This window comes from Paenarthrobacter sp. YIM B13468, from assembly GCF_042788025.1.
In the GTDB taxonomy this organism is placed as follows: domain Bacteria; phylum Actinomycetota; class Actinomycetes; order Actinomycetales; family Micrococcaceae; genus Arthrobacter; species Arthrobacter aromaticivorans.
The window spans coordinates 119,881-145,055 of sequence record NZ_JBHZPI010000009.1 but is presented as its reverse complement, the minus strand read 5'-3'; the positions used below and the strand labels follow the sequence as shown (position 1 = coordinate 145,055).

Annotated in this window: 20 protein-coding genes; 8 read left to right on the top strand and 12 right to left on the bottom strand. The window is 62.9% G+C overall.

Annotated elements, in window-relative coordinates:
• Window positions 1-8: 8 nt before the first annotated feature.
• Window positions 9-518, bottom strand: coding sequence for a dUTP diphosphatase (gene dut / locus ACFX4T_RS10830; RefSeq protein WP_216923078.1), 510 nt, complete (start codon window positions 516-518; stop codon window positions 9-11).
• 79 nt (window positions 519-597) lie between these two features.
• Here dut and ACFX4T_RS10825 point away from each other — a divergent pair, with 79 nt between their 5' ends.
• The gene (locus ACFX4T_RS10825; RefSeq protein ID WP_377651802.1) at window positions 598-1,083 is read left to right on the top strand and encodes a DUF3093 domain-containing protein; all 486 of its coding nucleotides are present in this window, start codon (window positions 598-600) and stop codon (window positions 1,081-1,083) included.
• 100 nt (window positions 1,084-1,183) lie between these two features.
• On the opposite strand, the gene ACFX4T_RS10820 is transcribed toward ACFX4T_RS10825, so the two are convergent.
• Window positions 1,184-1,483 (bottom strand): DUF4193 domain-containing protein, encoded by a 300-nt coding sequence (locus ACFX4T_RS10820; protein ID WP_216923072.1) that lies wholly within the window; start codon window positions 1,481-1,483, stop codon window positions 1,184-1,186.
• Window positions 1,484-1,789: 306 nt separating this feature from the next.
• Here ACFX4T_RS10820 and sepH point away from each other — a divergent pair, with 306 nt between their 5' ends.
• The gene (sepH, locus tag ACFX4T_RS10815) at window positions 1,790-3,181 is read left to right on the top strand and encodes a septation protein SepH (RefSeq protein WP_377651800.1); all 1,392 of its coding nucleotides are present in this window, start codon (window positions 1,790-1,792) and stop codon (window positions 3,179-3,181) included.
• Between the two features lie 41 nt (window positions 3,182-3,222).
• Here sepH and ACFX4T_RS10810 read toward each other — a convergent pair whose 3' ends face one another.
• The 4 genes from ACFX4T_RS10810 to ACFX4T_RS10795 form a co-directional block, all read right to left on the bottom strand.
• Window positions 3,223-3,981, bottom strand: coding sequence for a thymidine kinase (locus ACFX4T_RS10810; RefSeq protein ID WP_377651799.1), 759 nt, complete (start codon window positions 3,979-3,981; stop codon window positions 3,223-3,225).
• Entirely contained in the window at window positions 3,974-5,203 is a 1,230-nt protein-coding gene (locus tag ACFX4T_RS10805; RefSeq protein ID WP_377651797.1) for an alkaline phosphatase family protein, read from the bottom strand. The genes ACFX4T_RS10810 and ACFX4T_RS10805 overlap by 8 nt, the downstream gene beginning before the upstream one ends.
• Window positions 5,200-5,925, bottom strand: coding sequence for a DUF5998 family protein (locus tag ACFX4T_RS10800; RefSeq protein ID WP_216923064.1), 726 nt, complete (start codon window positions 5,923-5,925; stop codon window positions 5,200-5,202). The genes ACFX4T_RS10805 and ACFX4T_RS10800 overlap by 4 nt, the downstream gene beginning before the upstream one ends.
• Before the next feature lie 81 nt (window positions 5,926-6,006).
• Entirely contained in the window at window positions 6,007-8,694 is a 2,688-nt protein-coding gene (locus ACFX4T_RS10795) for a GNAT family N-acetyltransferase (RefSeq protein WP_377651796.1), read from the bottom strand.
• Between the two features lie 54 nt (window positions 8,695-8,748).
• Between ACFX4T_RS10795 and ACFX4T_RS10790 the strand changes: the two genes are divergently transcribed.
• A complete protein-coding gene (locus ACFX4T_RS10790) occupies window positions 8,749-11,274 on the top strand; it encodes a DNA topoisomerase (ATP-hydrolyzing) subunit A (protein ID WP_223948652.1) in 2,526 nt (841 codons plus the stop codon).
• Between the two features lie 114 nt (window positions 11,275-11,388).
• Here the strand turns inward: ACFX4T_RS10790 and ACFX4T_RS10785 are convergent, their stop codons facing one another.
• On the bottom strand, window positions 11,389-11,772 hold the full coding sequence (locus tag ACFX4T_RS10785) for a VOC family protein (RefSeq protein WP_216923059.1): 384 nt from the start codon (window positions 11,770-11,772) through the stop codon (window positions 11,389-11,391).
• 128 nt (window positions 11,773-11,900) lie between these two features.
• On the opposite strand from ACFX4T_RS10785, the gene ACFX4T_RS10780 reads away from it, so the two are divergent.
• Complete coding sequence (locus ACFX4T_RS10780) at window positions 11,901-12,419, top strand: DinB family protein (RefSeq protein ID WP_216923057.1); 519 nt, start codon at window positions 11,901-11,903, stop codon at window positions 12,417-12,419.
• 10 nt (window positions 12,420-12,429) lie between these two features.
• Here ACFX4T_RS10780 and ACFX4T_RS10775 read toward each other — a convergent pair whose 3' ends face one another.
• From ACFX4T_RS10775 to ACFX4T_RS10760, 4 genes are read right to left on the bottom strand one after another with little or no spacing between them, the layout of a single operon-like run.
• Entirely contained in the window at window positions 12,430-13,440 is a 1,011-nt protein-coding gene (locus ACFX4T_RS10775; protein WP_377651794.1) for a GNAT family N-acetyltransferase, read from the bottom strand.
• A 9-nt stretch (window positions 13,441-13,449) separates the two neighbouring features.
• Window positions 13,450-16,872, bottom strand: coding sequence for a thiol reductant ABC exporter subunit CydD (gene cydD, locus ACFX4T_RS10770; RefSeq protein WP_377651793.1), 3,423 nt, complete (start codon window positions 16,870-16,872; stop codon window positions 13,450-13,452).
• 7 nt (window positions 16,873-16,879) lie between these two features.
• Entirely contained in the window at window positions 16,880-17,956 is a 1,077-nt protein-coding gene (cydB, locus tag ACFX4T_RS10765) for a cytochrome d ubiquinol oxidase subunit II (RefSeq protein ID WP_377651792.1), read from the bottom strand.
• A gap of 17 nt (window positions 17,957-17,973) precedes the next feature.
• Window positions 17,974-19,566, bottom strand: coding sequence for a cytochrome ubiquinol oxidase subunit I (locus ACFX4T_RS10760; protein WP_377651791.1), 1,593 nt, complete (start codon window positions 19,564-19,566; stop codon window positions 17,974-17,976).
• Between the two features lie 280 nt (window positions 19,567-19,846).
• On the opposite strand from ACFX4T_RS10760, the gene ACFX4T_RS10755 reads away from it, so the two are divergent.
• The 3 genes from ACFX4T_RS10755 to ACFX4T_RS10745 all read left to right on the top strand — a co-directional run bounded on the left by ACFX4T_RS10755 (window position 19,847) and on the right by ACFX4T_RS10745 (window position 22,603).
• Complete coding sequence (locus ACFX4T_RS10755; protein WP_189016115.1) at window positions 19,847-20,233, top strand: BlaI/MecI/CopY family transcriptional regulator; 387 nt, start codon at window positions 19,847-19,849, stop codon at window positions 20,231-20,233.
• 5 nt (window positions 20,234-20,238) lie between these two features.
• Entirely contained in the window at window positions 20,239-21,240 is a 1,002-nt protein-coding gene (locus ACFX4T_RS10750; RefSeq protein ID WP_216923047.1) for a M56 family metallopeptidase, read from the top strand.
• 121 nt (window positions 21,241-21,361) lie between these two features.
• Window positions 21,362-22,603, top strand: coding sequence for an MFS transporter (locus ACFX4T_RS10745; RefSeq protein ID WP_377651790.1), 1,242 nt, complete (start codon window positions 21,362-21,364; stop codon window positions 22,601-22,603).
• Between the two features lie 2 nt (window positions 22,604-22,605).
• On the opposite strand, the gene ACFX4T_RS10740 is transcribed toward ACFX4T_RS10745, so the two are convergent.
• Window positions 22,606-24,714: a type IIA DNA topoisomerase subunit B gene (locus ACFX4T_RS10740; RefSeq protein WP_216923045.1), complete on the bottom strand. Its 2,109-nt coding sequence runs from the start codon at window positions 24,712-24,714 to the stop codon at window positions 22,606-22,608.
• Window positions 24,715-24,934: 220 nt separating this feature from the next.
• Here ACFX4T_RS10740 and ACFX4T_RS10735 point away from each other — a divergent pair, with 220 nt between their 5' ends.
• The gene (locus ACFX4T_RS10735) at window positions 24,935-25,156 is read left to right on the top strand and encodes a hypothetical protein (RefSeq protein ID WP_021473125.1); all 222 of its coding nucleotides are present in this window, start codon (window positions 24,935-24,937) and stop codon (window positions 25,154-25,156) included.
• Window positions 25,157-25,175 lie beyond the last annotated feature (19 nt).

Sequence of the window (25,175 nt, the reverse complement as noted above, 5' to 3'; positions counted from 1 at the left end):
GTGGGTTATCAGGCCACCGGTGCGTTGAATCCGCCAGTGGAACCAAAGCCGCCCGTACCGCGGGCGGAGTCGGATAGATCATCAACCATCACGAAGCGTGCGTACTCGACGCGCTGAATCACCATTTGGGCAATTCTATCGCCGCGCTTGAGCTCAATGGCCTGGTTTTGGTCAGTGTTCAACAAGGTGACCGCGATTTCGCCGCGGTAGCCTGCGTCCACAGTCCCGGGTGCGTTGACAACGGTGAGGCCATGTTTGGTCGCGAGTCCGGACCGCGGGTGGATCAGTGCCACAAAGCCATCCGGGAGGGCAATCGAAACGCCCGTCGGAACCAATTTCCGTTCCCCAGGGGCAAGTTTCACGTCCTCGCGGGCCCGCAGGTCCGCGCCGGCATCGCCCGGGTGCGCGTAGGACGGTGCTTCCAGCCCGGCGTCGAGCATTTTCAGCTGAACGTCCAAAGTGGGCGCGCCATACGCTGCGGTGGTGTCATTACTGAATACTGCGGTCTCGTTGCTCACAGTGGTTCATTCTACGTGGGGCACATCCATGCGGGCACTCCGGGCATATAGCCGGTCCAAGGGCCGATAAGCTGGACCCATGCCTACGTCTGACCAGTCCGCCCCCATGCCTGCCCGGAATACCGCCTCCGAGGTGCTGTTCACCGAGAAATTATGGCCGACCATCTGGATCTGGGTTGTCGTCGTGGGCCTCTCGAGCGCTGGAATCCTGATGTTCGCACCCATCAGTGCCGCCGCGGGCCTCATCGCCGCCCTAGTGCTTCTGGCCGTCATGACTACCCTGTTGGTGGTCACAACACCCACCATCACCGTTACGCGGGACAGCCTTAGGGTGGGGCGAGCCACCATCGACCGCAAATTCGTCGGCACCACCGAGGCGTTCAAAAAAGGTGAGGCCACCGCCGAACGTGGAACCCGCCTCAATGGCCTCGCCTACATGTGCTTCCGCGGGTGGATAGATGCCGTAGTGAAAATCGAGATCACCGATCCCGCCGATCGTACGCCCTACTGGCTGGTGTCTTCGCGCAGGCCGGATGAACTCGTCGCTGCGCTGGGCGGGAATTAGCGACTGGGCGGGCATTAACGCTGCGCACGGCGGGCATTAACGCTGCGCCCGGCCGGCACCAGTTCCGCCCCGTGCCTGGCTCCTGAAGGCGCTGATACTGCTAGCTCTCGCATTCCGTGCAGTACAGGTGTCCGTCCCTCTCGGTGGCGATCTGGGAGCGGTGCTTCACAAGGAAGCAGTTGTAGCATGTGAATTCGTCAGGCTGTGGTGGCATGACTTGAATGAGGAGCTCTTCCCCGGAGAGGTCCGCTCCCGGGAGCTCGAAGCCATCGGCAAGATCGGTCTCATCGACATCCACCGCGGAGGATTGCTTCCCCGACTGGCGCGTCTTGAGTTCCTCAATCGAGTCCTCACTGACGTCTTCCTCGGTCTTTCGAGGGGCATCGTAATCCGTGGCCATGGTCCTTCTTCGTCCTCCGTACTTGCTCCGGGTAGGATTCCGGCCTGGCGAATTTTACTGCCCGCCGCCGGTCTAAGGGTGTAACGCCGGACGCCCCGGATTTGTGCCCGATATCGGCCAGATTGTCCTCCCATGCCCGGCGATTGTCCAGAGGCGGCAAATTGCGCTCGGATTGCGGGGAAGGATCCGCCCAGCAATCTGCCATTTTCGCCGGAATATCACGGCACGCCCTTTGTCCTAGTAGGAAAAGGGCAATGGGGGTGGCAGAGTTTCGAATGTCAGTTATGCCATGTGGTGGAGGGTGTTATGCAGGATCTACGGCTGGTAGGCGTCCACGACGACGGCGGGCATCTGCTCCTGAGCGGACCCGGCGGTGCGATGTTCCAGCTTCCGATCGACGAGGCACTTCGTGCCGCGACGAGCAGGACCCCCGCCCAGGTCGCTGCGCGGGCGTCAAACAGCCCGATTGCCATGTCCCCCAGGGATATTCAGTCCAGAATCCGCAGTGGAGCCACGGCGGCTGAAGTAGCGGAGTTGTCCGGTCTGCCCCTTGCCAACGTGCAGCGCTACGAAGGCCCTGTCCTGGCCGAGCGTGAGTACGTTGCGCAGCAGGCCAGAAACATTGAAGTAGCTTCTCCGGCCCCAGGCCAGGACATCTATCGCTCCGCCTTTGGCGACAATCCAGCGACCCTCGGCGAAATGGTGGCCCACCGCCTGTCCGCGCACGGCATCGATTCTTCAACGGTTGAATGGGACTCCTGGCGCCGATCGGACGGTTCCTGGACCGTCGTCGCGCGCTTTGAAGCGGTCCCCGGTACGCACGGAAGCATCGGCGAGGAGCCACCGGCGATGTGGACGTTCAGTCCGCAGCGGAAATCCCTGCAGAACGCCAACCGCTGGGCTCAGCAGCTCAGTGAGTTGGAGCCTCTGGACGGGCCCGTTCCGGCACGCCGGCTTGCCGCCGTCTCGGACCGCCCTTTCGACTTCGAGACCGACGCCGAAACCGCGGCGCGCGCGTCTGCGAAGGAATCCGACAGCCTCCTGGAAATGCTCCGCTCACGCCGGGGGCAGCGCCTGGGCGTGGACGAAGACGGCGACGACGCCTTGGCCGTCCTGCTCAGCAACGTTCCCGCAGCCCACCCACGTTCCGGCGTTGAAGATCAACACCCGGCCGAGGAACCCGCCGGGGATCAACCAGAACCAGAAGCTTCTCCTGTGGCTGAGCCTCCGCGGAAGGAAGGACGTCCGTCCATGCTGTCCCGGCTAAGCCTCGCGCCCCGGAACCATGACTCAGACGACGACGACTCACTGAAACTCCACGACGGCGTCAGCACGGAGACGCGCGAAATCACCGTTGTCGCCAGCCCATTGCGGCCCGTCACTTCCTTAACCGATCGCAAGCCGGGGGCGGCCAGCGCTCCTGATCCCAAAGATGCGGATCGAATCGATTCCGGGACCACCCAGACGCAACGGGCAGGGCTGGATGAACTGCTTGGTGGAGCCACCACCCCGCAAGCACAGTCTGATCGTGCTGCATCGCATTCAGAGACAGCAGCAGAGGACAAGACATCCCTTGATGCCGGGGACCATAACACGCACAAGGACACTGAGGCAGCCGTAGAGCGCCAGCCCTCCCGTCCAAAACGGTCAAGTATCCCCAGCTGGGACGAGATTGTCTTCGGCGCCCGCGGCGACTAGCGCCTGCCGCGCCGACTAGCCTCCACCGCGGCCACTACTCCCTAACGCGGCGTCAAGCCAGTGCCGGAACCGGCTCCCGGCCAGAGGCAGGCATCGACGTCGAACGGAAGAGTTTGGTCTCCGCCGGCCATCAGGTTGGCCCCGTGGGCTGTCACGCGGCGCATGTAATGGCGCCGGCACAATGTCTCATAGCCAACCACGGGTTCGTGGCCAACAACTTCCCCTGCATGAACTTGATCGCCCACGCCCGGGAGATCACCGGCAGTCCGGGGAGCAACATCGCCAACCATGACCTGGTCCCCTTCCACCACCATGATGCCGTCTACCGTTCGGGCATTTTGAGTTGCCCTGCGCCCGCACCAGCACAGTGCCTCGACCTGCAGTACCTGTACTTTGTCGGCGAGTTCGATCAGACGTTGGGAGCCGGGAAACAGGGTGGTGCGAAAGTCCGAGGTGATCCCGAACGCGAAGACGTCCACCTCCATCTCATCCACCAGGCGCGCCAACTGCTCCACTTGGGCAGCGGAGTAGAACTGGGCTTCATCACAGATCAGGTAGTCCACGCGGAGCCCACTGGTCCGGCGTACAACCACTTCGTCCCAGAAATCAGTATCGGTCCGGACCTCGACGGCGTCGGTCTGTAGGCCCAACCTGCTGGAGATCCTCGAATCACCGGCACGGTCATTGCAGCTGAAACGTACGCCGCCCCTGCCCCGCGCACGGTGGTTGTAATCCATTTGCAGAGCGAGAGTGGACTTACCGCAGTCCATGGTGCCTGAAAAGAAGACCAGTTCAGCCACGTTTTCCCTTTTTACCGGCCGCGGGGAAGCAAAGGAACGGCACTTCGCGTTCCGCCTTCGTCAAGGAACCATGTTGGCCGACTACTTCCAGCGATGCTGGACGGACCCTGCGGGTATCGTAAAGGGCCAAGGTATCCCGGGCGGCGATCATCACATCACCGATCCGCGGTGCCACCTCTGGTTGGACATCACCGAACAAGCCAGCGCCTATCGCCTGCTCGCGGGTGAAGGCCCAGATGCGTTCGCCAAAACGAGTACGCCACGCCGAGATCAGGGACTCGCGCTGCGGATCGGTAACGTCCGGTTCAAGGTAAAGATGAACCATGCGGGGCTCGCCTGCAGTGTGGCGGACCCCTGCAACGAGTGAAGCATCAGCTGAGTAGTCAATGCGCTGGGACTCGGGAACGTCCAGCATTCCGTGATCCCCGGTCAGGACGATGGTGGTTCCCGGGGGCAGCGTGGCGGACAGTCTCTTGACAGTGGAGTCGAGCTCTTCAAGTTGGTGTTCCCAGCGGTCGGACTGGCAGCCGTAGCGATGACCGGCTTTGTCCAACTCGTTGACATAGAAGTACATCAGGGAGCGGCCACCACCGGACATTGCCTCTGCTGCGGCGGCTGTGCGCGCATGCAGGCTTGTGCCGCCCACGAAACGGCTGCCCCGGAGGGCTGCCTGCGTCATCGGGGAACTGCCGAACTGCGGGAGGCTCACGGTGACGACGTCGGCTTCGGCAGCTATGCGTTCGAACACGGTAGCGTGCGGCTGCCAACGCGCAGGGTCCACGTGGGCGTCCCAGTTGCCAAGCAGGTTCACGACTTTGTCCTGGGAAGGATCCAGGACGTCATAGCCCACCATGCCGTGCTGCCCGGCGGGAAGCCCTGTACCCAGGCTTGCCAGTGAAGCCGCGGTGGTGCTGGGAAAAGCCGAATCAATCCAGTTGGGGACGCTGCCCTGTCCGCCGGACAGGATGGAACGCAGGAACGGTGTATGCGAAGCCTTTTGCTTGAGCAGGCTGCGGCCCAGGCCATCGGCGAGGACTACACATACACGTTGCGCGGCCGGCAGGTGAAGCTGGTTGGCAAATCCGGGGATGCCCATGCTCGCGGCAGCACTGGTGAAGACTTCGGCGATCGATCTGCTCCCAAAAAGCGGTGGCGCAGGGAGGTCGGAGGCCGGCGCGGTACCGGACGTTGGCTGCGTGTGCTCCTGTGCAGTCACCCTCAACGCTGGTGTCCGCGGCTCAAGCGGTTGCTGAAGACCCCCGAACGTGGCCGCGGCGCGGGGATGCCGGTGTGTGGGACGGGTGTGGGATTTGCCGTGTTCACGGCCCGAAGGGCGCGTGCGAAGACCTTGGCGTCCTGGACCGCTTGGAGGCCGTCCGCTTCGGCACTGATGCGCAGGACGATGTCCTCCTGCGCGATGGTTCCGGTGTAGCCGTGGTCCGCTTCGCACTGCGGATCACCGCAGCTTGCCGGGCCCATGTCCAGGCGCTGCCCACCGGACCAGGCAATGGACACCGTCATTTCCCGAACGGGATCCGACGGCTTGTAGTCCTGCGGCTGCGAATACATGTAGCTAAGGACCACAGAACGGATCTGCGCCACAGGTACTGACTCCGTGGAAATCTGGGCGACGATCTGTTCCCCGGCTTCATCCAACTGCTGATCGTCAACGTGGGTGATCACCAACATGTCTTCCGTGAGCACCAGCACGGTGATGTGACGGCGAACTTCGGCGCGATCAAAGTGCGTCTCAAGGTGCACCAGGTGTGACAAGCAATCGCGGCCATCCAAGGCGTCATCCACGACGTCGGCCACCAGCCGGGGGTAGAAACCAGCCTGTTGGAGCGCTTGGTCCAGGCTCTGTCCCTGCAAGCTGTGGTTATGGGCGCTGTGGGGCCCGGCATTGGACGGACGGGACTGAGGCGTCGGAGACTGGGTGCTCATTCACCCATTTTCACAGATCCACTGGGGACTTCCTAACTGCCGGCTTCGCCACTGGGCTGGTCGCTGGCGTGCAGGAAGCGCCTATCCACGCATTGCCCTGCGAGCGCTGTCGGTGCGCCTGGCCGCGTTTCCTATCCACACATCGGCGCCCAGAATCGTTGCACCGGCAGGGCCGGCGAGCACAGGGTTGAACTCCACCAAGGCAATTCCGGGGTGGTCATCCTTGAGTTTGGCCAGTCTGGCGGCGATGTCCTCAAGGGCAGGCACGTCCACGGCGGGGAGGCCTTGGTAGCCGAACAGTTTCCTGGAGGCCCGAGGTGAGCGGATGAGGTCGTGCAGGTCAGCCGCCGACAACGGTGGGACTCGGTGCGCCCAATCGTCCAGCAGATTCACTGCATCCCCTGCCAAACCGAATGACACCACTGGGCCCAGCAAGGGATCCTCCATGGCGCGGAACGTGCACGCCTGGCCTACTGGGGCCATTGCCTGAACTTCAAGGGATGGCGAACCGTAAGGTTCCAGTGCCCGCTTCATTTGTGCGATGTTCTGCAGCAAGGAGTCTGCATCCTGGATGTCCAACCGGACGCCGCCCAGGTCCAAACGGTGCCTCAGGGCGGGATCTGTGGTCTTCAGAACCACTGGCCAGCCCACACGTTCGGCTGCTTCAACAGCTTCCTCTGGTGTTCCGAAGCCGATTGTCGGCACCACGGCAATACCGTAGCCAGCGAGTAATTCTGCGGCAGCACCGGCGTCGAGCTTGCGGAGTTTCTCGCCTGTCACGCCGGTCAGCATCCTGGCCAGGGTTTCCTGGGTCCCTTCGGCGTCGCAGCCACCGGGCTCGACAAAAAGGCCTTGGTCGCGATCCAGCCATTGGGCGTAGCGGACGATTGCGGCCAGGGCGCCTACGGCGGCACCTGCATTTGAATAACAGGGGAGTAACGGACCATCGGCGCTGCCTACCATTCCTTCCACGGGGATGGAGGGGTCCAGAATGCCTGTGAACACAGCCACCACAGGCTTGCCGGCCTCCGCCGCGCACTCGGCCAGGACACCGGCCAGCGCTTCTACTGTGAGTCCGCGTGCCGGCAGGAGTGCGGCCACGATGGCGTTTACAGATTCGTCGGCGAGGCTTGCCTGCAGGCTCTCCCGGAGCGCTGGAAGGGCGAGCGACATGCCGGCGTCGAGGTCCACGTCCGTCACCATCCGGTTGACATCAAGCCCAAGGGGTCCCGCACTGTCAGCGACGACCTTGGCCAAGGCGACGGAATTGGAGTAGACAGCGAGGCCGGGGCCGTCGGGCAATGCCTGGGAGGAGACGATCTGGGCGATGTCCATCAATTGCTCGATGGTTCCCACCCTGATGACCCCTGCCTGCCTCATCATTGCGTCCACTGCGGCGGCGGGTGCCTGAGTGGTCCGGACTTCATGTCCGGGCGGAAGGCGGAGGCCCGTGACATCGGATTTTGCGACGATCACTGGTTTGCTCCGGGACAGCCTGCGGGCAAGCCGGGAGAACTTACGGGGATTCCCGATTGACTCGAGGTAGAGCCCCACAGCGGAAGTATCGGCGTCGTCCTCCCAGTACTGCATGGCGTCGTTGCCCGAGACATCCGCGCGGTTCCCGGCGCTGAGAAATGTGGACAGACCCAACCGGCGCCGCCTGGCCGCCGCGTAGACGGCAACACCCACGGCGGCAGACTGGCTGAAAAGGCCCAGTCCCCCGCGGGGCGGCATGCTCGGAGCCATCGAGGCGTTCAGGGATACAGCAGGATGGGTGTTCAGTATCCCCAGGGACTCGGGCCCAATCACCCGCATGCCATTGGCCCGGGCGCGCCGCACCAACTCATGTTGGCGCGCAAGGCCCCTCTCGCCGTCATCGGCAAATCCGGCGGTTGCCACCACGATTCCCTTGACGCCTGCTGCTGCGCACTCGTCCACTACTTTGGGAACTTCCTCGTAGGGAACTGCGATGATCGCCAGCTGCACGGGCCCGGGGATCTCCGATAAGCGTGCAAAGGAGATCATGCCGGCGAGCTCGAAGGCCTCCGGGTTGACCGCATAGACGGGGCCCTCAAAGCCACCCTCAATAATGTGTTCCAGGAGTTGGTAGCCTACTGTCCCCCACTTGCGGCTGGCCCCAATGACAGCCACCGACGACGGCGCCAGTAGGTCGCGCACGCTGCGCGCCTCTGCGCGGTGCTCACGCGATTCCATGACGGCCCGCGATTTCTCGGTGGGGTCGATATTGAACTCGACGCTGACCACGCCGTCGTCAAACTGGCGTTTGAGGTCGTAGCCGGCGTCGGCGAATACCATCAACATCTTGCGGTTTTCCGGCAGGACTTCGGCTGTAAAGCGGCGGATGCCGTTTTCGCGGGCGGCAGCCGCCAGGTGTTCAAGGAGGATCGAGCCGATGCCGCGCCCTTGATGGGCGTCGGAAATGTTGAAGGCGACCTCCGCCTCCGTGGGGTCATCGAGCCGGTCGTAGCGGCCAACGCCCATGATTTCACCGCCGATGGTGATGACGAATGCCACCCGGTTCACATGGTCCACTTCGGTGAAGCGCCGCACTTCCTTGCCGGAAAGCTTGGGCTTGAAGGAGAAGAACCGCATGTAGATGGAAGCCTGCGATTGCCCGGCGTGGAAGGCCTGAAGGGCATCGGCATCCTGGGGCCGGATGGGGCGGATGTGGGCTGTTCCGCCGTCCCGCAGGACGACATCGGCTTCCCAATATTCCGGATAAATGCCGACGTCGGGCTGATCCACCATAGGCTTAGCCTAGCTAAAACATCCGCAGTACATCTTTAAGGATCCACCGACCCCATGGCCCGCAGCCAAACTTCCGCACGCAAAGGCGAGCCCCTCGGCGACTTCACCGAGAACATCGTCGACATCGACGTCACTTCCGAGATGGAAGGCTCCTTCCTGGAGTATGCCTACTCGGTGATCTATTCGCGCGCCCTCCCGGACGCGCGTGATGGCCTGAAACCGGTTCAGCGCCGCATCCTGTACATGATGGCGGACATGGGCCTGCGTCCGGACCGTGGCCACGTCAAGAGTGCGCGCGTCGTGGGCGAAGTCATGGGAAAGCTCCACCCGCATGGTGATGCCGCGATCTATGACGCCATGGTGCGTATGGCCCAGGACTTTTCCCTCCGCCTGCCGTTGATTGACGGCCACGGCAACTTTGGATCGCTCGACGACGGTCCTGCCGCCCCGCGTTATACGGAGGCGCGCCTGGCCGCCGCCGCGCTGACGATGACGGACCACCTTGACGAAGACGTGGTGGATTTCGTCCCCAACTACGACAACCAATTGACGCAGCCTGACGTCCTTCCTGCAGCGTTTCCCAACCTGTTGGTTAACGGCACTACGGGCATTGCAGTGGGCATGGCCACCAACATGGCTCCGCACAACCTTGTTGAGGTCATTGCCGCCGCGCGCCACCTGATCGCAAATCCGGATGCCACGCTGGATGACATCATGAAGTTCGTCCCCGGTCCGGACCTTCCCACGGGAGGCCGCATCGTGGGCCTGGACGGCATCCGTGACGCCTATGCCACGGGCCGTGGTTCCTTCAAGACACGCGCCAAGGTGGAAGTGGAGCAGCTGTCTGCGCGCCGCACAGGCCTCGTGGTGACGGAGCTGCCCTACATGGTTGGCCCGGAAAAGGTCATCGAGAAGATCAAGGACGCCGTCAACGCCAAGAAGTTGACCGGCATCAGCGATGTGGTGGACCTCACGGACCGCAACCATGGCCTGCGCCTGGTCATCGAGCTGAAGAACGGTTTCAACCCCAACGCCGTCCTCCAGCAGCTGTACCGCTATTCGCCCATGGAAGATTCCTTCGGCATCAACAATGTCACCTTGGTTGACGGCCAGCCGCAGACTCTTGGCCTGCTGCAGCTCCTGCAGGTTTATGTGGACCACCGTCTGAACGTGGTCCGGCGGCGGACGGCTTTCCGGTTGGGCAAGAAGAAGGACCGTCTGCACCTGGTGGAGGGCCTCCTGATCGCGATCGTCGATATCGACGAAGTCATCCAGATCATTCGCTCCTCTGATGAAGCTTCCGCAGCCCGTGAACGGCTGATGTCCATCTACGACCTCACCGAGATCCAGGCCAACTACATCCTGGAACTGCGCCTACGGCAGCTGACCAAGTACTCCCGCCTTGAATTGGAGAAGGAGCAGGACGAGCTGCGCCGCGAGATCGAAGCGTTGGAGGCCATCCTTGGCTCCGACGAGCTGCTCCGCGACCTCGTTTCCGGTGAGCTTGCCGAAATCGCCACCAAATACGGTACTCCCCGACGCACCGTGCTCCTGGAGTCCGAGGCAGTCTCACCCACGGTCGCCGCGGCCCTAGCGGCTGCGGTACCGGGACCCAAGGGCAAGGCCGCAGCCCTTCCGCTCGAAATCCCGGACGACCCCTGCTGGGCCCTCCTCAGCGTGTCCGGACAGATCGCACGGACAACCAATCAGGAACCACTGGCCGAGGCTGGTCCGCGCGCGAAGCACGACGTCTTCCGTTCTGTGGTGAAAACCACGGCTCGAGGTGAGATTGGCGCCGTCACTTCCCTGGGCCGGATGTTGCGCCTACAGGTCATGGACATGCCTGTCCTACCCCCTGTAAGCGGCCTTCCAAACCTGGCCGGTGGAGTGCCGGCCAAGGATTTCATCACCCTGGTCAAGGGCGAGACGTTGGTTGCGTTTGTTCCGTTGGATGCCATCCTTGCCATCGGAACCGTACAGGGCGTAGTGAAGCGTGTTCAGCCGGAGTACCCGCTGAACCGTGAGGACTGGGAAATCATTTCCCTTAAGGACAAGGACACCGTTCTTGCCGTGGAACCCGCGCAGGAGGACGACGTCGAACTCGTCTTCGTGACCAAGCAGGCCCAATTGCTGCGGTTCAGTGCGTCGAACGTGCGTCCGCAAGGCCGGACCGCCGGTGGCATGGCGGGCATCAAGCTCGCCGATGGCGACGAAGTCATCCACTTCGGTACCGTCCGCGCAGACGATCCAGCCGCCGTCGTTGTCACTATTGCAGGAACCAATGGCGCGCTGCCGGGCACGGCCCCGGGGACCGCGAAGGTGACGGCATTCGAAGAGTATCCGTCCAAGGGGCGCGCCACCGGCGGTGTCCGCGTGCATCGCTTCCTCAAGGGCGAAGACACCCTGCTCCTTGCGTGGGCCGGACACGGGCCGGCAAAGGCGTCATCGGCCGCCGGTGTTGCCAGGGCACTGCCGCACGAGCACGGCCGCAGGGACGGGTCGGGCGTGCCGCTGTCCCAGCCAGTGGAGGCGATCGGTCCGAGCATGGCCTGGGCTGAAACGTCAGTGTCTGCCGAGTAAGCCAGCGGCCAACGACGGCACGGGAACAGTAACAAGGCCGGCGGTTGCAGACCGCCGGCCCTGCTTCTTGCCTTAGCCTGGCAAGCTGCCCCTGTCAGGCCACTTCCGGCTGGGTTAGCCGTTTTGGTTGATGCTCAGTATGTTTCCCTCTGAGTCCAGGAACCAAGCTGCTGCGCTTCCGTCCGGCATCGTAGCAATGCCGTTTTCAGTCTTCAGGCCCGGGAAATCGTAGTCCTCGAACTTGACACCCTTCCCGCGGAGTTCTTCCATCGTGGCCGCGACGTCACTGACCATCCAGCCCATCTGGGTATTCTTGGCGGTCCCTGCGTTGGATGTTTGGTAGATGAAGAATCCGGTCCCGTCTCCGCACCTGTACTGAAGGTTGTCCTCGGCGTCTGGATTTTCTGGTTCGAGTCCGAGTTTCTCGCTGTAGTACGCGCGGGCCCGGGCAATATCCGATGCCGGAAGAACGGCACCCACTTGCTGATCCTTGAGCATGTTTTTCTCTTTCCGACTCTCTCCCCGGAGCGAACTTTACTCCTGGGCGGCAACGAAGTCAGTGGCAAACAGATGCAGGTTTTACCCCTTGCCTGAGATTGCCAGCGGTGACCCCTTAGACTGGCGACATGCCGATCATCCCTGACGAAAAAGACTGGACATGGGTGCTTTCAAGGCCCTGCCCCGAATGCGGCTTTGACGCCTCCACCGTGACGCCTTCCACTGTCCCGGGCACTGTGCTCAATATGCTTCCGAGGTGGCGCGCCGTCCTGCGCCGCGAGGACGTCGCAGTACGCCCGAACGATCACACGTGGTCTCCCCTGGAGTATGCATGCCACGTGCGCGATGTCTTCAGCCTTTTCGATAAGAGGCTGAACCTGATGCTGAGTGATGACAACGCCGAATTTGCCAATTGGGATCAGGACCAAGCGGCCATCGACGGCGAATATGGACGTTCGGACCCCCGGACCGTCTCTGACGAGTTGATCGCGGAAGGTGAGCAGATCGCGGAGTCCTTCGCACGGGTGGTGCAGGATGAATGGCAGCGTACAGGGCGGCGAAGCAACGGTTCTGAATTCACTGTGCTCACGTTCTCGCAGTACTTCCTGCACGATGTTGTCCATCACCTCCACGACGTTGACGGCTAAGCGCGACTGGCTATAGCGTCTTCTCCCACGTCATGCTCCGGTTCACGGGGCTGTAGCCCATGCGCAAATAGAGAGCCAGCGCGCCCGTGGGATTGGCGGAATCCACATCGAGTGACGCAATGTCCATGCCTGCGTCCGCGAAACGCCGCAGGGCGTCGGCCAGAAGGGCTTGCGCTATTCCCCTTCCACGGAAGGCGCGCCGCACACCAAGGAGTTCCGTATAGCCCTCCTTGAATCCCCTGTCCGCTGCAGCATCGGGATCGTAGCTGGCGAGTTGGTATCCTGCTACCTCGCCAGTCGCGGAATCAACCACCACGGCGCTCCAATCGGGCCGTGCTGTGGGTTCCTCAACGGTGAACCGCCATGATTCCTCGTCGCGTGGCTCGCTTCCCCAGTGGTCCCTGAAGGCATCGTTGTGGGCAAGGCGAACCGGTTCGTGGAGGGAGGCATCCAACGTCCGCAGCTCAAGTCCCGGTTGGAGGCTGGTGTCGGGCGCGGGTATGGACAAGGGCCGGTGCATCTCATTGAACCAGCGGACGATGCCGTAGCCCTTGGCTTTCAGCAGTTGCGCCTGGTGACGGTGCTGTTCCTCGGTCCTGATGCGAAGACGTGGCGGGGCGGTGATGGCTCCTTCCGCGGCGTCGGATTGGAACCGGATGCGTGTCTGTGCCTCTTGCCAGGCAAGGACTGCTGAGCCGATGCCTCGGCGTTGCCAGTCCGGGTCCACGCAGCCCATGCCGAGCGCCTTGTCCCCTCCTGGGTTCTTCGTGATTCTCCCGTACGCGCGGGCAACGCCATCCGCATCGAATCCCAGAAGCGTGTTGGTCCTGGGATCATTTTTGGTGGACTCCAGGACGTGGACGAGGTCGCCACGCTTTTCGAACCAGACAGGATGCTCGACGGCGGCAGTCCGGGCGATCAGTTCCGCCCAGTTGTCGAGGTCCGCAGTTGTGGCAGGCCGCCACTGCAAGCCGGTTTGGCTGGCAACGGGCTGAATCAGGGGTGGAACCTCAGAAGGCATGCCAACAGGCTACTGGGGAGTAGGCACTCTCACCAGTTCAGCCGCGCTGGGGAGTTCAAGCCTGGCATCGGCTGGATCGATGTCCTCGGGGTTGTGCGTCACCAACACCACCGTGACGTTCCGCAAACCCCGGCGAAGGGTGGCCATCATCTCGCGTGCAGCTGCAGCGTCAAGGTGCGCCGTAGGCTCATCCAGCAACAGTACACGCGCGCCCGTCAGGAGTGTCCTGGCCATCGCGAGGCGCTGCCGCTCACCACCGCTGAGGAATGCCCCGGCTGATCCAATACGCGTGTCGAGCCCTTCCGGCAAAGAGTCCACCAACACGTCAAGTCCCACGTCCTTCAAGGCCTGGTGCATTTCCTGTTCGTTGGGCTTCTTCGCCGCGGGCCTCGCCAGGAGGAGATTACCCCGGATGGTGGAGTCGAAGAGGTGGGCTTCCTGTGGACACCACGCCGCTGTCCCCGTGAGCATTGCCCTGCCTTCCTTCACAGGAAGGAAGCCCAGCAGGACGGAAAGCAGCGTCGATTTGCCGGCTCCCGACGGGCCGGTGACTGCCAGCCATCGGCCTGGCCCGGCCTCAGCGGTAACTCTTGAGAACACCGCGGGGCCATCTGGCCATGCTGCGGCAATTCCATTCAACTCCAGCCCCGCCTTGCCATCGCGGTCAGGCAAAGGGTGCGTACCGGCGTCGTGATCTGCGTTGTCCGCATCGGCGGGGGCGGACAACGCGCCGGTAGCTGCTACCCGCCCCAGGACGTCTGCGAGCGCAGGGCCTTGGCGGACGGCGGAAACGGTTGCCGCAAAAGGCTCCACAAGGGCCAGTTGCATGAGCACAATCACGGCAACCAGGGCAGGAGCGGCGGAACCATCCTGAACGGATTCAGCGCCCAGGAGTGCCGCCCACAGGGCAGCGAACGAGCAGGCCAGGACGGTGACGGCCTGGCCGAGACCTTCCGCCCAGGCAGAACGTTGCGCCGAAACAGTAGCGGCACGATCCTTGTCCCTGAGTGCGGTCAGGATGCGTCCGGCCACCCCGTTGGCGGTTAGTTCGGCGCGGGCATCGAGGGCGGCCGCAACACCGCGGAGCACCACCGAGCGCAGCTGTTGTTCGGCCTTGGCGGCGTTCCGGTCAGCGAGTACGGCAAGGAGCGGCGCAACAATGAGTCCCGCTACGGTGGCAGAGGCGACGGCGGGCACGGCAACGGGCAACACCATGGCAGTCGCGACGATGGCCGCAGCGCCGACGCCCGCGGCAGTCAACGGCGGGAGCGCGACCCTCGGGAGAAGGTCCCTGAGCCTGTCCACGTCGTCCACGATCGAGCCCAGGACGTTGCCACCCTGCAGAAGACGGCGAAGTGAGAGTGCACGGCGGCTCAGGGTGGCCCAGAGCGCCCCGCGCAGGCGTGTCATCGCAGCGAAGACGGCGTCGTGGGTCAGCAGACGCTCGCAGTAGCGAAGGACGGCCCTGCCGATGCCGAAGAAACGCACACCAACAATCGCTCCCAGGAGGTAGAGAATGGGTGGCTGTTCGCTGGCCCGGATGATGAGCCACCCTGACAGGCCGGACAGGGCGACCGCGAAAAGTGCGGCGAGGACTCCCACCAAGCCCGCCGCGGCGAACTTGGCCTGAACCGGCCGGAGGACCAGTGCGAGCCGTTCCACGTTGGGAAGCCATCCCTGGTTGAAGGCTGTGTGGAGGGCCCCGTTCTGCGCTTCCAGGCCGCCTGCGTTCGCCTCGGCTGTGACAGCACGGGAGGACTGATACGTGGTGGTTGAACCGACGGCCGGGGTAGATGCAGCACTTCGTTCCGCTACGTCGGCGGGCCCCTTCGCTGCGGTTAGGTGCTCCACCCGGACAACGTGGTCGGCGAGCGCCCTGGTGCCGGAGTCGTGTGCTATCAGGATTACGGTGGCAGAGCCTCTAAGGGACGTGATGGCCGAGCGGACAACGCTGGCTGAGTAGTGGTCCAAATGTGCGGTGGGCTCGTCCAGAAGCAGCACGGTAGCACCGGACTCGAGCCGGGCCAGACCACGGGCAAGGGCCACGCGGCGCAACTCCCCCGGGCTGAGTTCGGCAGGGTGCTTGGCGGCGAGGTGGTCCGCTGAGACCCTCCGCAGGATGCTCGCCACAGCGTGTGCGGTATCCGCTGTCCGTTCCCGGCCAAGGTACAGCTCCATCTCCTCCTGCACGGTGTCGGCCACCATTACAGGGCGTTGCGGCACCCAGGCCACGGTACCCGTTGCCACGCCGGTTACGGTGCCGGTCACGGATGCGCTGGGACCCGGCCCGATAAGGCCCGCCAGGACACCCAGGACTGTGCTTTTTCCGGCACCGCTGACTCCGTCCAGCGCCGTGACCGAGCCTGCGGGGGCGGTGAAATCCAAACGCTCGACGGCGGGTGCGGACCGTCCCGTATAGGTCACGGTGAGGCCTTTGACCACGATGTCGGCCAGCCCAGCGTGAGACGTCACGTTGTCGGTAAGACGCTGGTGAGTGGGGGCCTTCAACACGGTGTTGGCAGTTTCCAAGGCCGCCCTGCCGTCATCGCTGGCATGGTGTGCGGTACCGAGCTCACGCAGGGGCAGGTAGCAGTCTGGAGCGAGGATCAGTGCCAAAAGCCCGGCTTCCAGGGCCATGTCCCCCGCAACCAGCCGTACGCCGATGAAGACCGCTACGACCGCGACTGAGATTGTTGCTATGAGTTCCAAGGCAAGGGCTGAGAGGAACGCCGTCCGGAGCGTGACCATGGTGCGGCTGCGGTACTGCTCGGAAATGTCTTCAAGTGCTTCGCGTTGCTCGCTGGCCCGCCCCAAACCCACGAGCACAGGCAGGCCTTTGGCAAGTTCAAGGATGTGCCCGGACAATCTGCGCAGCGTGGTTTGGGCGTCCCTGACGCTATCTTCCGTGTGGCGGCCTATCAGGATCATGAACAGCGGCACCAAGGGAACGGTCAAGACAATGACAACGGCGCTCACCCAGTCGGCAAACAGTATCCGGGCGCCGATGAGCAGCGGAACGGTGGCGCAGTTCACCAAGGCCGGCAGGTATTGGGTGTAGTAGTCATCCAGTGCGTCCAGGCCCCGCGTGGCAAGGATCGCCAGCCCGCCGTCGTTTGTGCCCTCAACAGCACTTGTTCCACCCGTGTCCAGTGAGCGCTTGAGAAGTTGCGACCGCAATTCCTCCTTGACCCCCAACGCGGCACGGCGCGACGCAACGCCTTGGCCCCAGACGGCCAAGGACCGTAGCACCGCTCCAACGGCCCCCCACACCAGCCCGCTGGTCCAATCGGAGGGACTTCCGGCCAAACCGGCCAGTGCACCCGCCACCGCCTGCGCCATGAGTACCAGCGAAAGTGCCTTGAGGGCTGAGAGCAGGCCTATTCCGTAGAGCGCGGATCGAGTGGCCGGGCCGGAGGGGAACACGGGCTTCATGACGCGGCTAGGCTCCCGGGTTGGAAGGGCTGGTGTTTTCCTTGGCAACCAACACCTTGGCGGCGATGGCTGGAAGGAAACCGTGGGCTTCGGGAATGTGCGCTGAGCTGACACGGCGCCGGAACACCCAGTATGTCCAGGCTTGGTAGGCAATAACCAAGGGAAGCCCCACCGCCGCCACGATGCTCATCAGGCCCAGCGTGTAGTCCGAGGAGGAAGCATTGGAAATGGTCAGGCTGAACGCGGGATCCATGGTTGAGGGGATGACCACCGGGAACGCGGCTCCGAAGATCGATGCCGTGGCGCACACCACGAAAGCTCCGATCGCGGCGAACGCCCGGCCCTCGGACCCGTTGCGGGCCCACTGCCAGGCCAAAACAACTGACGCCACTCCAGCCACCACAATGACCCAGGTCCAGGCCTTGCCGCTCAGGAACTGCACCGCAACCATCCAGGCGAGCATGGGCAGGACGGCAACCGGCACCAGCCGCACAAACCAGCGGCGGGCACGCAGCCGCACCTCGCCGTCGGTCTTCAACGCCAGGAAGGCCAAGGCGTGAACCACAGCGAACGCGACAACCCCGAAGCCACCCAGGAGGGCGTAGCCGCTGAACCAGGCGAACGGGCCGCCGCTGCGGTCCCCATTGGCATCCAGTGGCAACCCGGTGGTGGTGAGGGCCAGGGCTGCGCCGATGCCAAAGGCGGCCAGAAAGGATCCAACGGCGATTGCCCAGTCCCACGTGGTGCGCCAGCGTTCAGTGTCCACCTTGCCCCGGTATTCGAAGGCGACCGCGCGGAAGATCAACGCCACCAGGACGCACAGGAGCGGAAGATAGAGCGCCGAGAACAACGAGGCGTACCACAGGGGGAAAGCTGCGAACGTGGCTCCGGCTGCAGTGAGAAGCCACACCTCGTTGCCGTCCCAGACGGGGCCGATGGTATTGAGCAGTACGCGCCTGTCCGTGTTGTTCCGCGCAAACAGCTTCATGAGCATGCCTACCCCGAGATCAAAGCCCTCAAGGAAGAGGTAGCCGGTCCACAGTACTGCGATGGCCACGAACCAGATGGTTGGCAACAATTCCATTGTCTGTTCCTCTGTTTCTAGTAAGCGAACGCCAGGACGTCGTCGGCTTTGTCGGGGCCGGGTGCGCCGTCGTCGTCCTTGTCACGGTCCTGGCCCTTGGTGTAGGCGAGTTCGGGCATTGCCGAGGCGACGCCGCCACGGACGTACTTGACCAGGAGCTTGACTTCCACCACCAGCAAGACGGCGTAGATGGCGGTCAGGACAACCAGGGAGGTCATGAGTTCACCGGCACTGACACCGGGTGAAACAGCAGCGGCGGTGAACATGAAGACCTGGTCGACGCCGTTCATATCCGGGTTTGGGGCTACGACGAATGGCTGCCGGCCCATCTCCGTGAAGATCCAGCCAGCGGCGTTGGCCCCGAATGGTGCCAGGATTCCGAAGACGGCAAGGCGCATGAGCCACTTTGACCCAGGGACGACGCCCTTGCGGGTAACCCATAGCGCTACCAGCGCGGCCAGGGCGGCGACGCCCCCGAAGCCGATCATCATCCGGAAGCCCCAGTAAGTTACTTCCATGACGGGCACGTACTGGATTTCCTGCCCGGCCCGGTCACCATAGAGCGGGTTGTCCGGCAAGTGCGTGCCGTACTTCTCCTTGTACTCACCAAGCAGGCTGTTCACGCCCTTCACCTCGGTGGTGAAGTCGCCTTTGGCGAGGAAGGAAAGGATCCCGGGCACTTCGATGACAGCCACAATGTCGTCACAGTTCTTGGCGCCCAGGTTGCCGACGCTCAGTACGGAAAAGCCGGTGCCGTCGTGGCATGCTGCCTCCGCGGCAGCCATTTTCATGGGCTGCTGCTCGAACATGAGCTTGCCCTGCAGGTCTCCGGTGAGGGCGGTGCCGGCAAAGGAGATCATCGCCACCACGGCGCCGATCCGAAGGGAACGGATCCATACGGTGTAGTCACCCTTGTCGCGGCCCGGGATGTTGGCCTCGCCGGCGACCAGCCGGCCGTCCGCGCCAATTACGTCAATGCCGTCATGACGACGGCGCCACAAGTGGTACCACGCGATGCCGAGCAGGAAGGCACCGGCAACACCAAGGGCACCGAACAGAGTGTGCGGTACGGCAACCAGCGCAGTGTTGTTGGTAAAGACCGCCCAGGCGTCCGTCATGACGGGCCGGCCATCCACCATCTCAACGCCCACAGGGTGCTGCATCCACGAATTGGCCACGATGATGAAGTAGGCGGAGAAGACGGAACCGATCACGGCAATCCAAAGGCATGCCAGGTGGACACCGCGCTTGAGTTGCTTCCAGCCAAAGATCCAGAGTCCAAGGAAGGTGGACTCGACGAAGAAGGCCAGAAGGGCTTCGAGGGCCAGCGGTGCGCCAAAGACGTCACCAACGAACCGGCTGTATTCGCTCCAGGCCATGCCGAACTGGAATTCCTGGACGATGCCGGTTGCCACACCCATGATGAAGTTGATGAGGAAGAGCTTGCCCCAGAACTTGGTCATCCGGAGATACTCGGGCTTTTCCGTGCGGTACCACAGGGTCTGAATGACGGCCACCACCAGGCCGAGGCCGATGGTAAGGGGCACCATCATGAAGTGGTAGACGGTGGTGATCCCGAATTGCCAGCGTGCGATTTCCAAGGCGTCCATGGCTGTCCTTTGTCCGGCGGCCCGAAGTGCGGTGCGCTTACTTCTACGTTGCGTAGAAAACTATTGTTCTACACAGTGTAGAACAAGTAGCCGAACCACATGCCCATTCTTCAAGTGGCGTTACGCACCTGCAAGGGTGAATCCACATCCGCGGCGCGCCGATAGTTCTACCTCACGTAGAATGAAGGCCTGAAAAGCGGTAGATTTATTGTGGAATGTTGGATCATCGCTCCCGGGTTGCGGCTTTTGCCACCGGGACGCGGAAGGTAGGGAAGTATTGATGGCGAGTCTTGGGGAACTGGAACGGGCAGTGATGGACCTGCTCTGGGCGGGTCAAGAGGCTGCAACTGCCAACACCCTGCGTGATCTTCTCGCGCAGGACTCCGAAGCCGGCGACGGCACAGCAGGACACCAGGGCAAAGACCTGGCAGTGACCACCGTCCTGACCGTGCTCTCCAGACTGGAGAAGAAGGGCCTGGTGGAACGCGAACGCGGCACCCGCCCACACCGCTACCAGGCCGTTTCGAGCCGTGCTGACCACACTGCGGAACTCATGCACGAAGTCCTTGGCTCAGCTCCCGACCGCGAAGCAGTCCTTGCCCGCTTCATTGGCTCAGTCTCCGAAAGTGAAGCCGCTACCCTGCGCAAACTGCTCGGCTACAATTAGCCAGTATGTTCTGGACCTCATACTTCCTGGCGGTCCTGGCTTTGATACTGGCGTGGCCGGTACCCGTTTTGCTTTCGCGCGCGCAATGGCCTGCCCGCTCCCCATTCACCGCAATGGTCCTCTGGCAGGCCATTGCCCTCGCAGGTGGCCTGTCCATGATCGGCGCAATGCTGGTCTACGGACTGGAACCGACCGGCGACAACCTCATTGCGGGCCTCAGGAGCCTGGCCGGCATGGTTTTCAACAATGAGCCAACCACAGTGCTGGGCTTCTGGCACCTCTTCGCCCTGTCTGCGGCCGCACTCTTAACGGCGCACTTGGTGTTCACCCTGCTGTTGACTTACTACAAGATTGAACGGCAACGCAGGCGACACCGCGAATTGCTCACGCTTCTGGCATCACCCTCGGACGACGGCCCGGGCACCGTAGTGATCAACCACGACTCCCCTGTGGCCTATTGCCTGCCCGGCGGCGCACGTTCGGTGACAGTATTGTCCGACGGCCTCATGGCCGCCTTGGAACCTGCGGAGTTGCGGGCTGTGCTCATCCATGAAAACGCCCACCTTTCCCAGCGTCACGATCTCCTGCTCTGGGCGTTCGCAGCATGGCGGCAGGCACTCCCCTGGTTCCCCACCACACGGCTTGCCCAGACAGCCGTGAACTCCCTGATTGAAATGCTTGCGGACGACGTCGCGCTCCGGACCGAAAGCAAAGGCACGTTGATCAAGGCCATCGCCATAGTCTCCAGCGGGTCCTCAACGCCAGGGCCGGGCGGCCAGCCACTCAGCCCGCGGGCGCTCAGCGGCGTGGGCGCCGTCGTCGAAGGCGGCAGCATCAGCGCCACCGGCGGGGCAGATTCACCGCGTACGACGGCGTCACGCGTCAGCCGCCTTCTCTCACCCGAGCCGCCACTCGCCACCGCTCTTCGCGCCCTGGTCTTGGCCACTTCAGCCTTGCTCCTCGCCGTACCCACGGGACTCCTTATTGTCCCGGGGATGCTTGGTTAAGGACGAAACCTGACCACGGGTACGGCGCTGCATCGTTAGGGAAGAGTGGCGTCATGGACCAACGACGAATACCCCTCCAAAGCGGTCACGACCAACGCCCATTTGCCCTAGATTGAGAGGCGTGAACGACGACAAGTCAGGCTTGAGAGCAGACATATCCCCCAGCCGCCGATGGCCCCTCTATGCGGCCGGCTTCACCACCGCATTTGGAGCCCACGCCGTGGCCGCCGGACTTGGCGCCGAAAGCGCGGACATCGGTTTGAGCCTGCTTGGCCTGGGCGTCCTGTTGGCCCTGTACGACATCGCGGAAGTCTTCCTCAAACCGGTCTTTGGGGCCGTCAGCGACCGAGTCGGACCCAAACCCGTGATCGTCGGAGGGCTCCTGGCCTTCTCAGCCGCGTCCCTGATCGGATTGTGGGCCGACCAACCGTTCATGCTGGCCGCAGCGCGTCTTGGCCAAGGCATGGCTGCCTCGGCATTCTCGCCGGCATCTTCTGCAGGCGTTGCCAGACTGGCAGGCAAACATACCGGGCGCTACTTTGGCCGCTACGGTTCATGGAAGGGCCTTGGCTACGCGATCGGTCCTCTGTTGGGCGCTGTCGCAATCATCGCAGGCGGGTTCAGTCTGCTCTTCCTTATCCTCTCCTCAGTGGGCTTGGCAGTAGCGGTCTGGGCGATCATCTCGGTGCCGCGCCTGGCTCCCCTGCCCCGGCCCAGATACACCATCGTTGATGTCTGGAAGCAAAGTACCGAGCGATCATTCCTGGGACCTACTGTGGTGCTGGCGGCCTCTACTGGCGCCTTGGGCGCAGCAGTAGGCTTTCTCCCGGCGCTGGCGGCAAGGGAAGGGCTCGGCACCGCCGGCAGCGTCGCTGTCGTAACGGTCTTGGCCCTGGCGTCATCGCTGGTCCAGCCAAGGATCGGACGATTGCGGGATCGGGGAGTCCTCGCAGACCGGCCAGGCATGGTGGCCGGTCTGCTGGCCATAGTCCTTGGCGTACTCATCGCCGGCCTTCTACCCGGAGCACTGGCTACGGACGGCGTCATGTATCGCGCCGTCCCGATCTACTGTGCTGCCGTTTTTATCGGCTTGGGAATTGGCATTGCCACCCCACTGGCATTCGCGCACTTGGCCGATGCGACTCCCGCGGAACGCCTCGGCCGCACGATGGGTTCGGCTGAACTTGGCCGGGAGCTTGGCGACGCCGGCGGTCCCTTGTTGGTGGGCGGGGTTGCCGTAGCCGCGGGTCTCCCTTGGGGCCTGGGTGCACTGGCTCTGGCGGTAGGAGCAGCGGCCTTTGCGGCACCGGTTTCTGCGGTTTCCGGCTCCGTCACGAAAACGGGCCGGAAACCGCGGGTCTGAACCTAGGCGTCGATGCGTTCCCGGTCCAGCGTCGCTGCCCCTGCGATGATGAATTCCTTACGGGGCGCGACGTCCGAGCCCATGAGGAGATCGAAGACCTCTTCAGCACGCTGGGCACTGTCGATGCCGACCTTCCGAAGGGTCCGGTGGCGCGGATCCATGGTGGTCTCGGCGAGCTGCTGTGCGTCCATTTCGCCCAGGCCCTTGTAACGCTGGATGGGCTCCTTGTAGCGCTTGCCCTCCTTGGCCAGATTGGCCAGGAGAACATGCAATTCTGCCTCGGAGTACGTATAGATCATCTCGTTGGCCTTCTGGCCCGGATTAATGACCTCCACGCGGTGAAGGGGCGGAACTGCGGCGAACACCCGACCCTCCTCGACCATGGGCCGCATGTAGCGGAAGAAGAGCGTCAGCAGCAGCGTGCGGATGTGCGCGCCGTCGACGTCGGCATCCGTCATTAGGATGACCTTGCCGTAACGCGCTGCATCAAGATCGAAACTCCGGCCTGAGCCTGCGCCGACAACCTGGATGAGTGCAGCACATTCTGCGTTGGAGAGCATGTCCCCTACAGACGCCTTCTGGACATTAAGGATCTTGCCGCGAATAGGAAGCAGGGCCTGGAAATCCGAAGACCGGGCCAGTTTGGCTGTACCAAGTGCGGAATCACCCTCAACGATGAAGAGTTCGGATCGCGCCACGTCATCAGTGCGGCAGTCGGCAAGCTTGGTGGGCATCGAAGAGGTTTCCAGTGCGTTCTTTCGGCGCTGGGTCTCCTTGTGCACCCTGGCCGAAATGCGCGACTTCATCTCCGCCACGATCTTTTCCAGCAACAGCGCCGACTGTGCTTTGTCATTGCGGTTGGCAGAGGACAACCTGCTCGAAATTTCCTGCTCGACCACCTTGGCGACGATGGCGCGAACAGCCGACGTGCCGAGGATTTCCTTGGTCTGGCCTTCGAACTGTGGTTCGGCCAAGCGGACGGTGAGCACGGCGGTGAGGCCGGCCAGGACGTCGTCTTTCTCGATTTTGTCGTTGCCTGCCTTCAGCTTCCTGGCGTTCGTTTCTACGGCCTTACGGAAGGTTTTCAGCAGGGCTGCCTCGAAGCCCGCCTGGTGCGTCCCGCCCTTGGGGGTCGCGATGATGTTGACGAAGCTGCGCATCGTGGTCTCGTAACCGATCCCCCAACGCAAGGCAATATCGACTTCGCAATCGCGCTCAACTTCGGCGATCTTGCTGTGCCCGTTTTCGTCAAGGACAGGGACAGTTTCCTTGAACTTCCCCGAGCCGTGGAGGCGCCACACGTCAGTCACGCCGGAGTCGGCCGCGAGGAACTCCACAAATTCCGAAATGCCGCCGTCATGGTGGAAGACTTCCTCATGCACACCGTTCTCACCGGGGGTGCCCGCGAGCTTGCGCTCGTCGCGGACAGTGATCTTCAATCCCGGGACCAGGAACGACGTCTGGCGTGCACGCGATGTGAGGTCATCGTAAGAGAACTTGGCATCGGGAGTGAAAATCTGGCGGTCGGCCCAGTACCGCACCCTTGTACCGGTGACCCCGCGTTTGGCCTTGCCAACTACGTCCAATACAGAGTCTTCAACGAACGGCTCGAAGGGCGCGTTGGGGCTGGGCTTGGCGCCGGAATCAATGAAACGTCCCGGCTCACCACGGCGGAAAGACATCTGGTACGTCTTGCTGCCACGATCGACCTGAACGTCCAGCCGGCTGGACAAAGCGTTGACCACGGAGGCGCCCACGCCATGGAGGCCGCCGGAGGCCGTGTAGGAACCGCCGCCGAACTTACCGCCTGCGTGCAGCTTCGTGAAGACAACCTCGACGCCGGACAGTCCCGTCTTCGGTTCGACGTCAACAGGGATGCCCCTGCCGTCGTCATGAATCTCGACCGAATTGTCTGCATGCAAAATGACTTTGATGTCATGCCCGAAGCCGGCCAGGGCCTCATCAACAGCGTTGTCGATGATCTCCCACAGGCAGTGCATAAGGCCACGGGAGTCGGTGGAACCGATGTACATGCCCGGGCGCTTGCGAACGGCTTCCAGGCCCTCCAGGACAGATAGATGCCGGGCGTTGTATTCAGAACTCGGTGCCACTCGCGGTGTGCTCCTTCGGGGTATATCTCAAGGCAAACACTGCCCATCTTAGGCTAGTCGCGGTCCCCCATCGGCACCGGTTGCCACTCCCGGAAACCGGCATTCTACTTCGTTACGTTACGCACATGTGATACGCGGACAGCGAAAGTGATCCATCCTTGCCATGGTTCTGCTCCGAATACTGGTTATATGGATGTACAGAACTACTAAGGAGGCCGACATGACAACAGCAGTTGCAGACCGCACACTGAACGCAGCTGACCGATGCGATCGTTGCGGGGCTCAAGCATATGTCCGCGTTGTACTCGAGTCCTCCGGCGGTGAGCTGCTGTTTTGCGGCCACCACGCACGCGCAGTTGAGGCCACGCTTCGGCCCCTGACCTCCGACTGGCACGATGAGACCGAGCGCCTCAACGAGAAGGCACCCGTTCCGGTCGACTAGACAGGGCTGGCGGTAAGGC

What these genes read in the sequence shown, in the direction of transcription:
- ACFX4T_RS10780 (WP_216923057.1), top strand. Translation starts at nt 11,901, where the DNA reads ATGCCGATCATCCCTGACGAAAAAGACTGGACATGGGTGCTTTCAAGG.
- ACFX4T_RS10825 (WP_377651802.1), top strand. Translation starts at nt 598, where the DNA reads ATGCCTACGTCTGACCAGTCCGCCCCCATGCCTGCCCGGAATACCGCC.
- cydD (WP_377651793.1), bottom strand. Translation starts at nt 16,872, where the DNA reads ATGAAGCCCGTGTTCCCCTCCGGCCCGGCCACTCGATCCGCGCTCTAC.
- ACFX4T_RS10755 (WP_189016115.1), top strand. Translation starts at nt 19,847, where the DNA reads ATGGCGAGTCTTGGGGAACTGGAACGGGCAGTGATGGACCTGCTCTGG.
- sepH (WP_377651800.1), top strand. Translation starts at nt 1,790, where the DNA reads ATGCAGGATCTACGGCTGGTAGGCGTCCACGACGACGGCGGGCATCTG.
- ACFX4T_RS10750 (WP_216923047.1), top strand. Translation starts at nt 20,239, where the DNA reads ATGTTCTGGACCTCATACTTCCTGGCGGTCCTGGCTTTGATACTGGCG.
- ACFX4T_RS10820 (WP_216923072.1), bottom strand. Translation starts at nt 1,483, where the DNA reads ATGGCCACGGATTACGATGCCCCTCGAAAGACCGAGGAAGACGTCAGT.
- ACFX4T_RS10760 (WP_377651791.1), bottom strand. Translation starts at nt 19,566, where the DNA reads ATGGACGCCTTGGAAATCGCACGCTGGCAATTCGGGATCACCACCGTC.
- cydB (WP_377651792.1), bottom strand. Translation starts at nt 17,956, where the DNA reads ATGGAATTGTTGCCAACCATCTGGTTCGTGGCCATCGCAGTACTGTGG.
- ACFX4T_RS10785 (WP_216923059.1), bottom strand. Translation starts at nt 11,772, where the DNA reads ATGCTCAAGGATCAGCAAGTGGGTGCCGTTCTTCCGGCATCGGATATT.
- ACFX4T_RS10735 (WP_021473125.1), top strand. Translation starts at nt 24,935, where the DNA reads ATGACAACAGCAGTTGCAGACCGCACACTGAACGCAGCTGACCGATGC.
- ACFX4T_RS10790 (WP_223948652.1), top strand. Translation starts at nt 8,749, where the DNA reads ATGGCCCGCAGCCAAACTTCCGCACGCAAAGGCGAGCCCCTCGGCGAC.
- ACFX4T_RS10795 (WP_377651796.1), bottom strand. Translation starts at nt 8,694, where the DNA reads ATGGTGGATCAGCCCGACGTCGGCATTTATCCGGAATATTGGGAAGCC.
- ACFX4T_RS10775 (WP_377651794.1), bottom strand. Translation starts at nt 13,440, where the DNA reads ATGCCTTCTGAGGTTCCACCCCTGATTCAGCCCGTTGCCAGCCAAACC.
- ACFX4T_RS10800 (WP_216923064.1), bottom strand. Translation starts at nt 5,925, where the DNA reads ATGAGCACCCAGTCTCCGACGCCTCAGTCCCGTCCGTCCAATGCCGGG.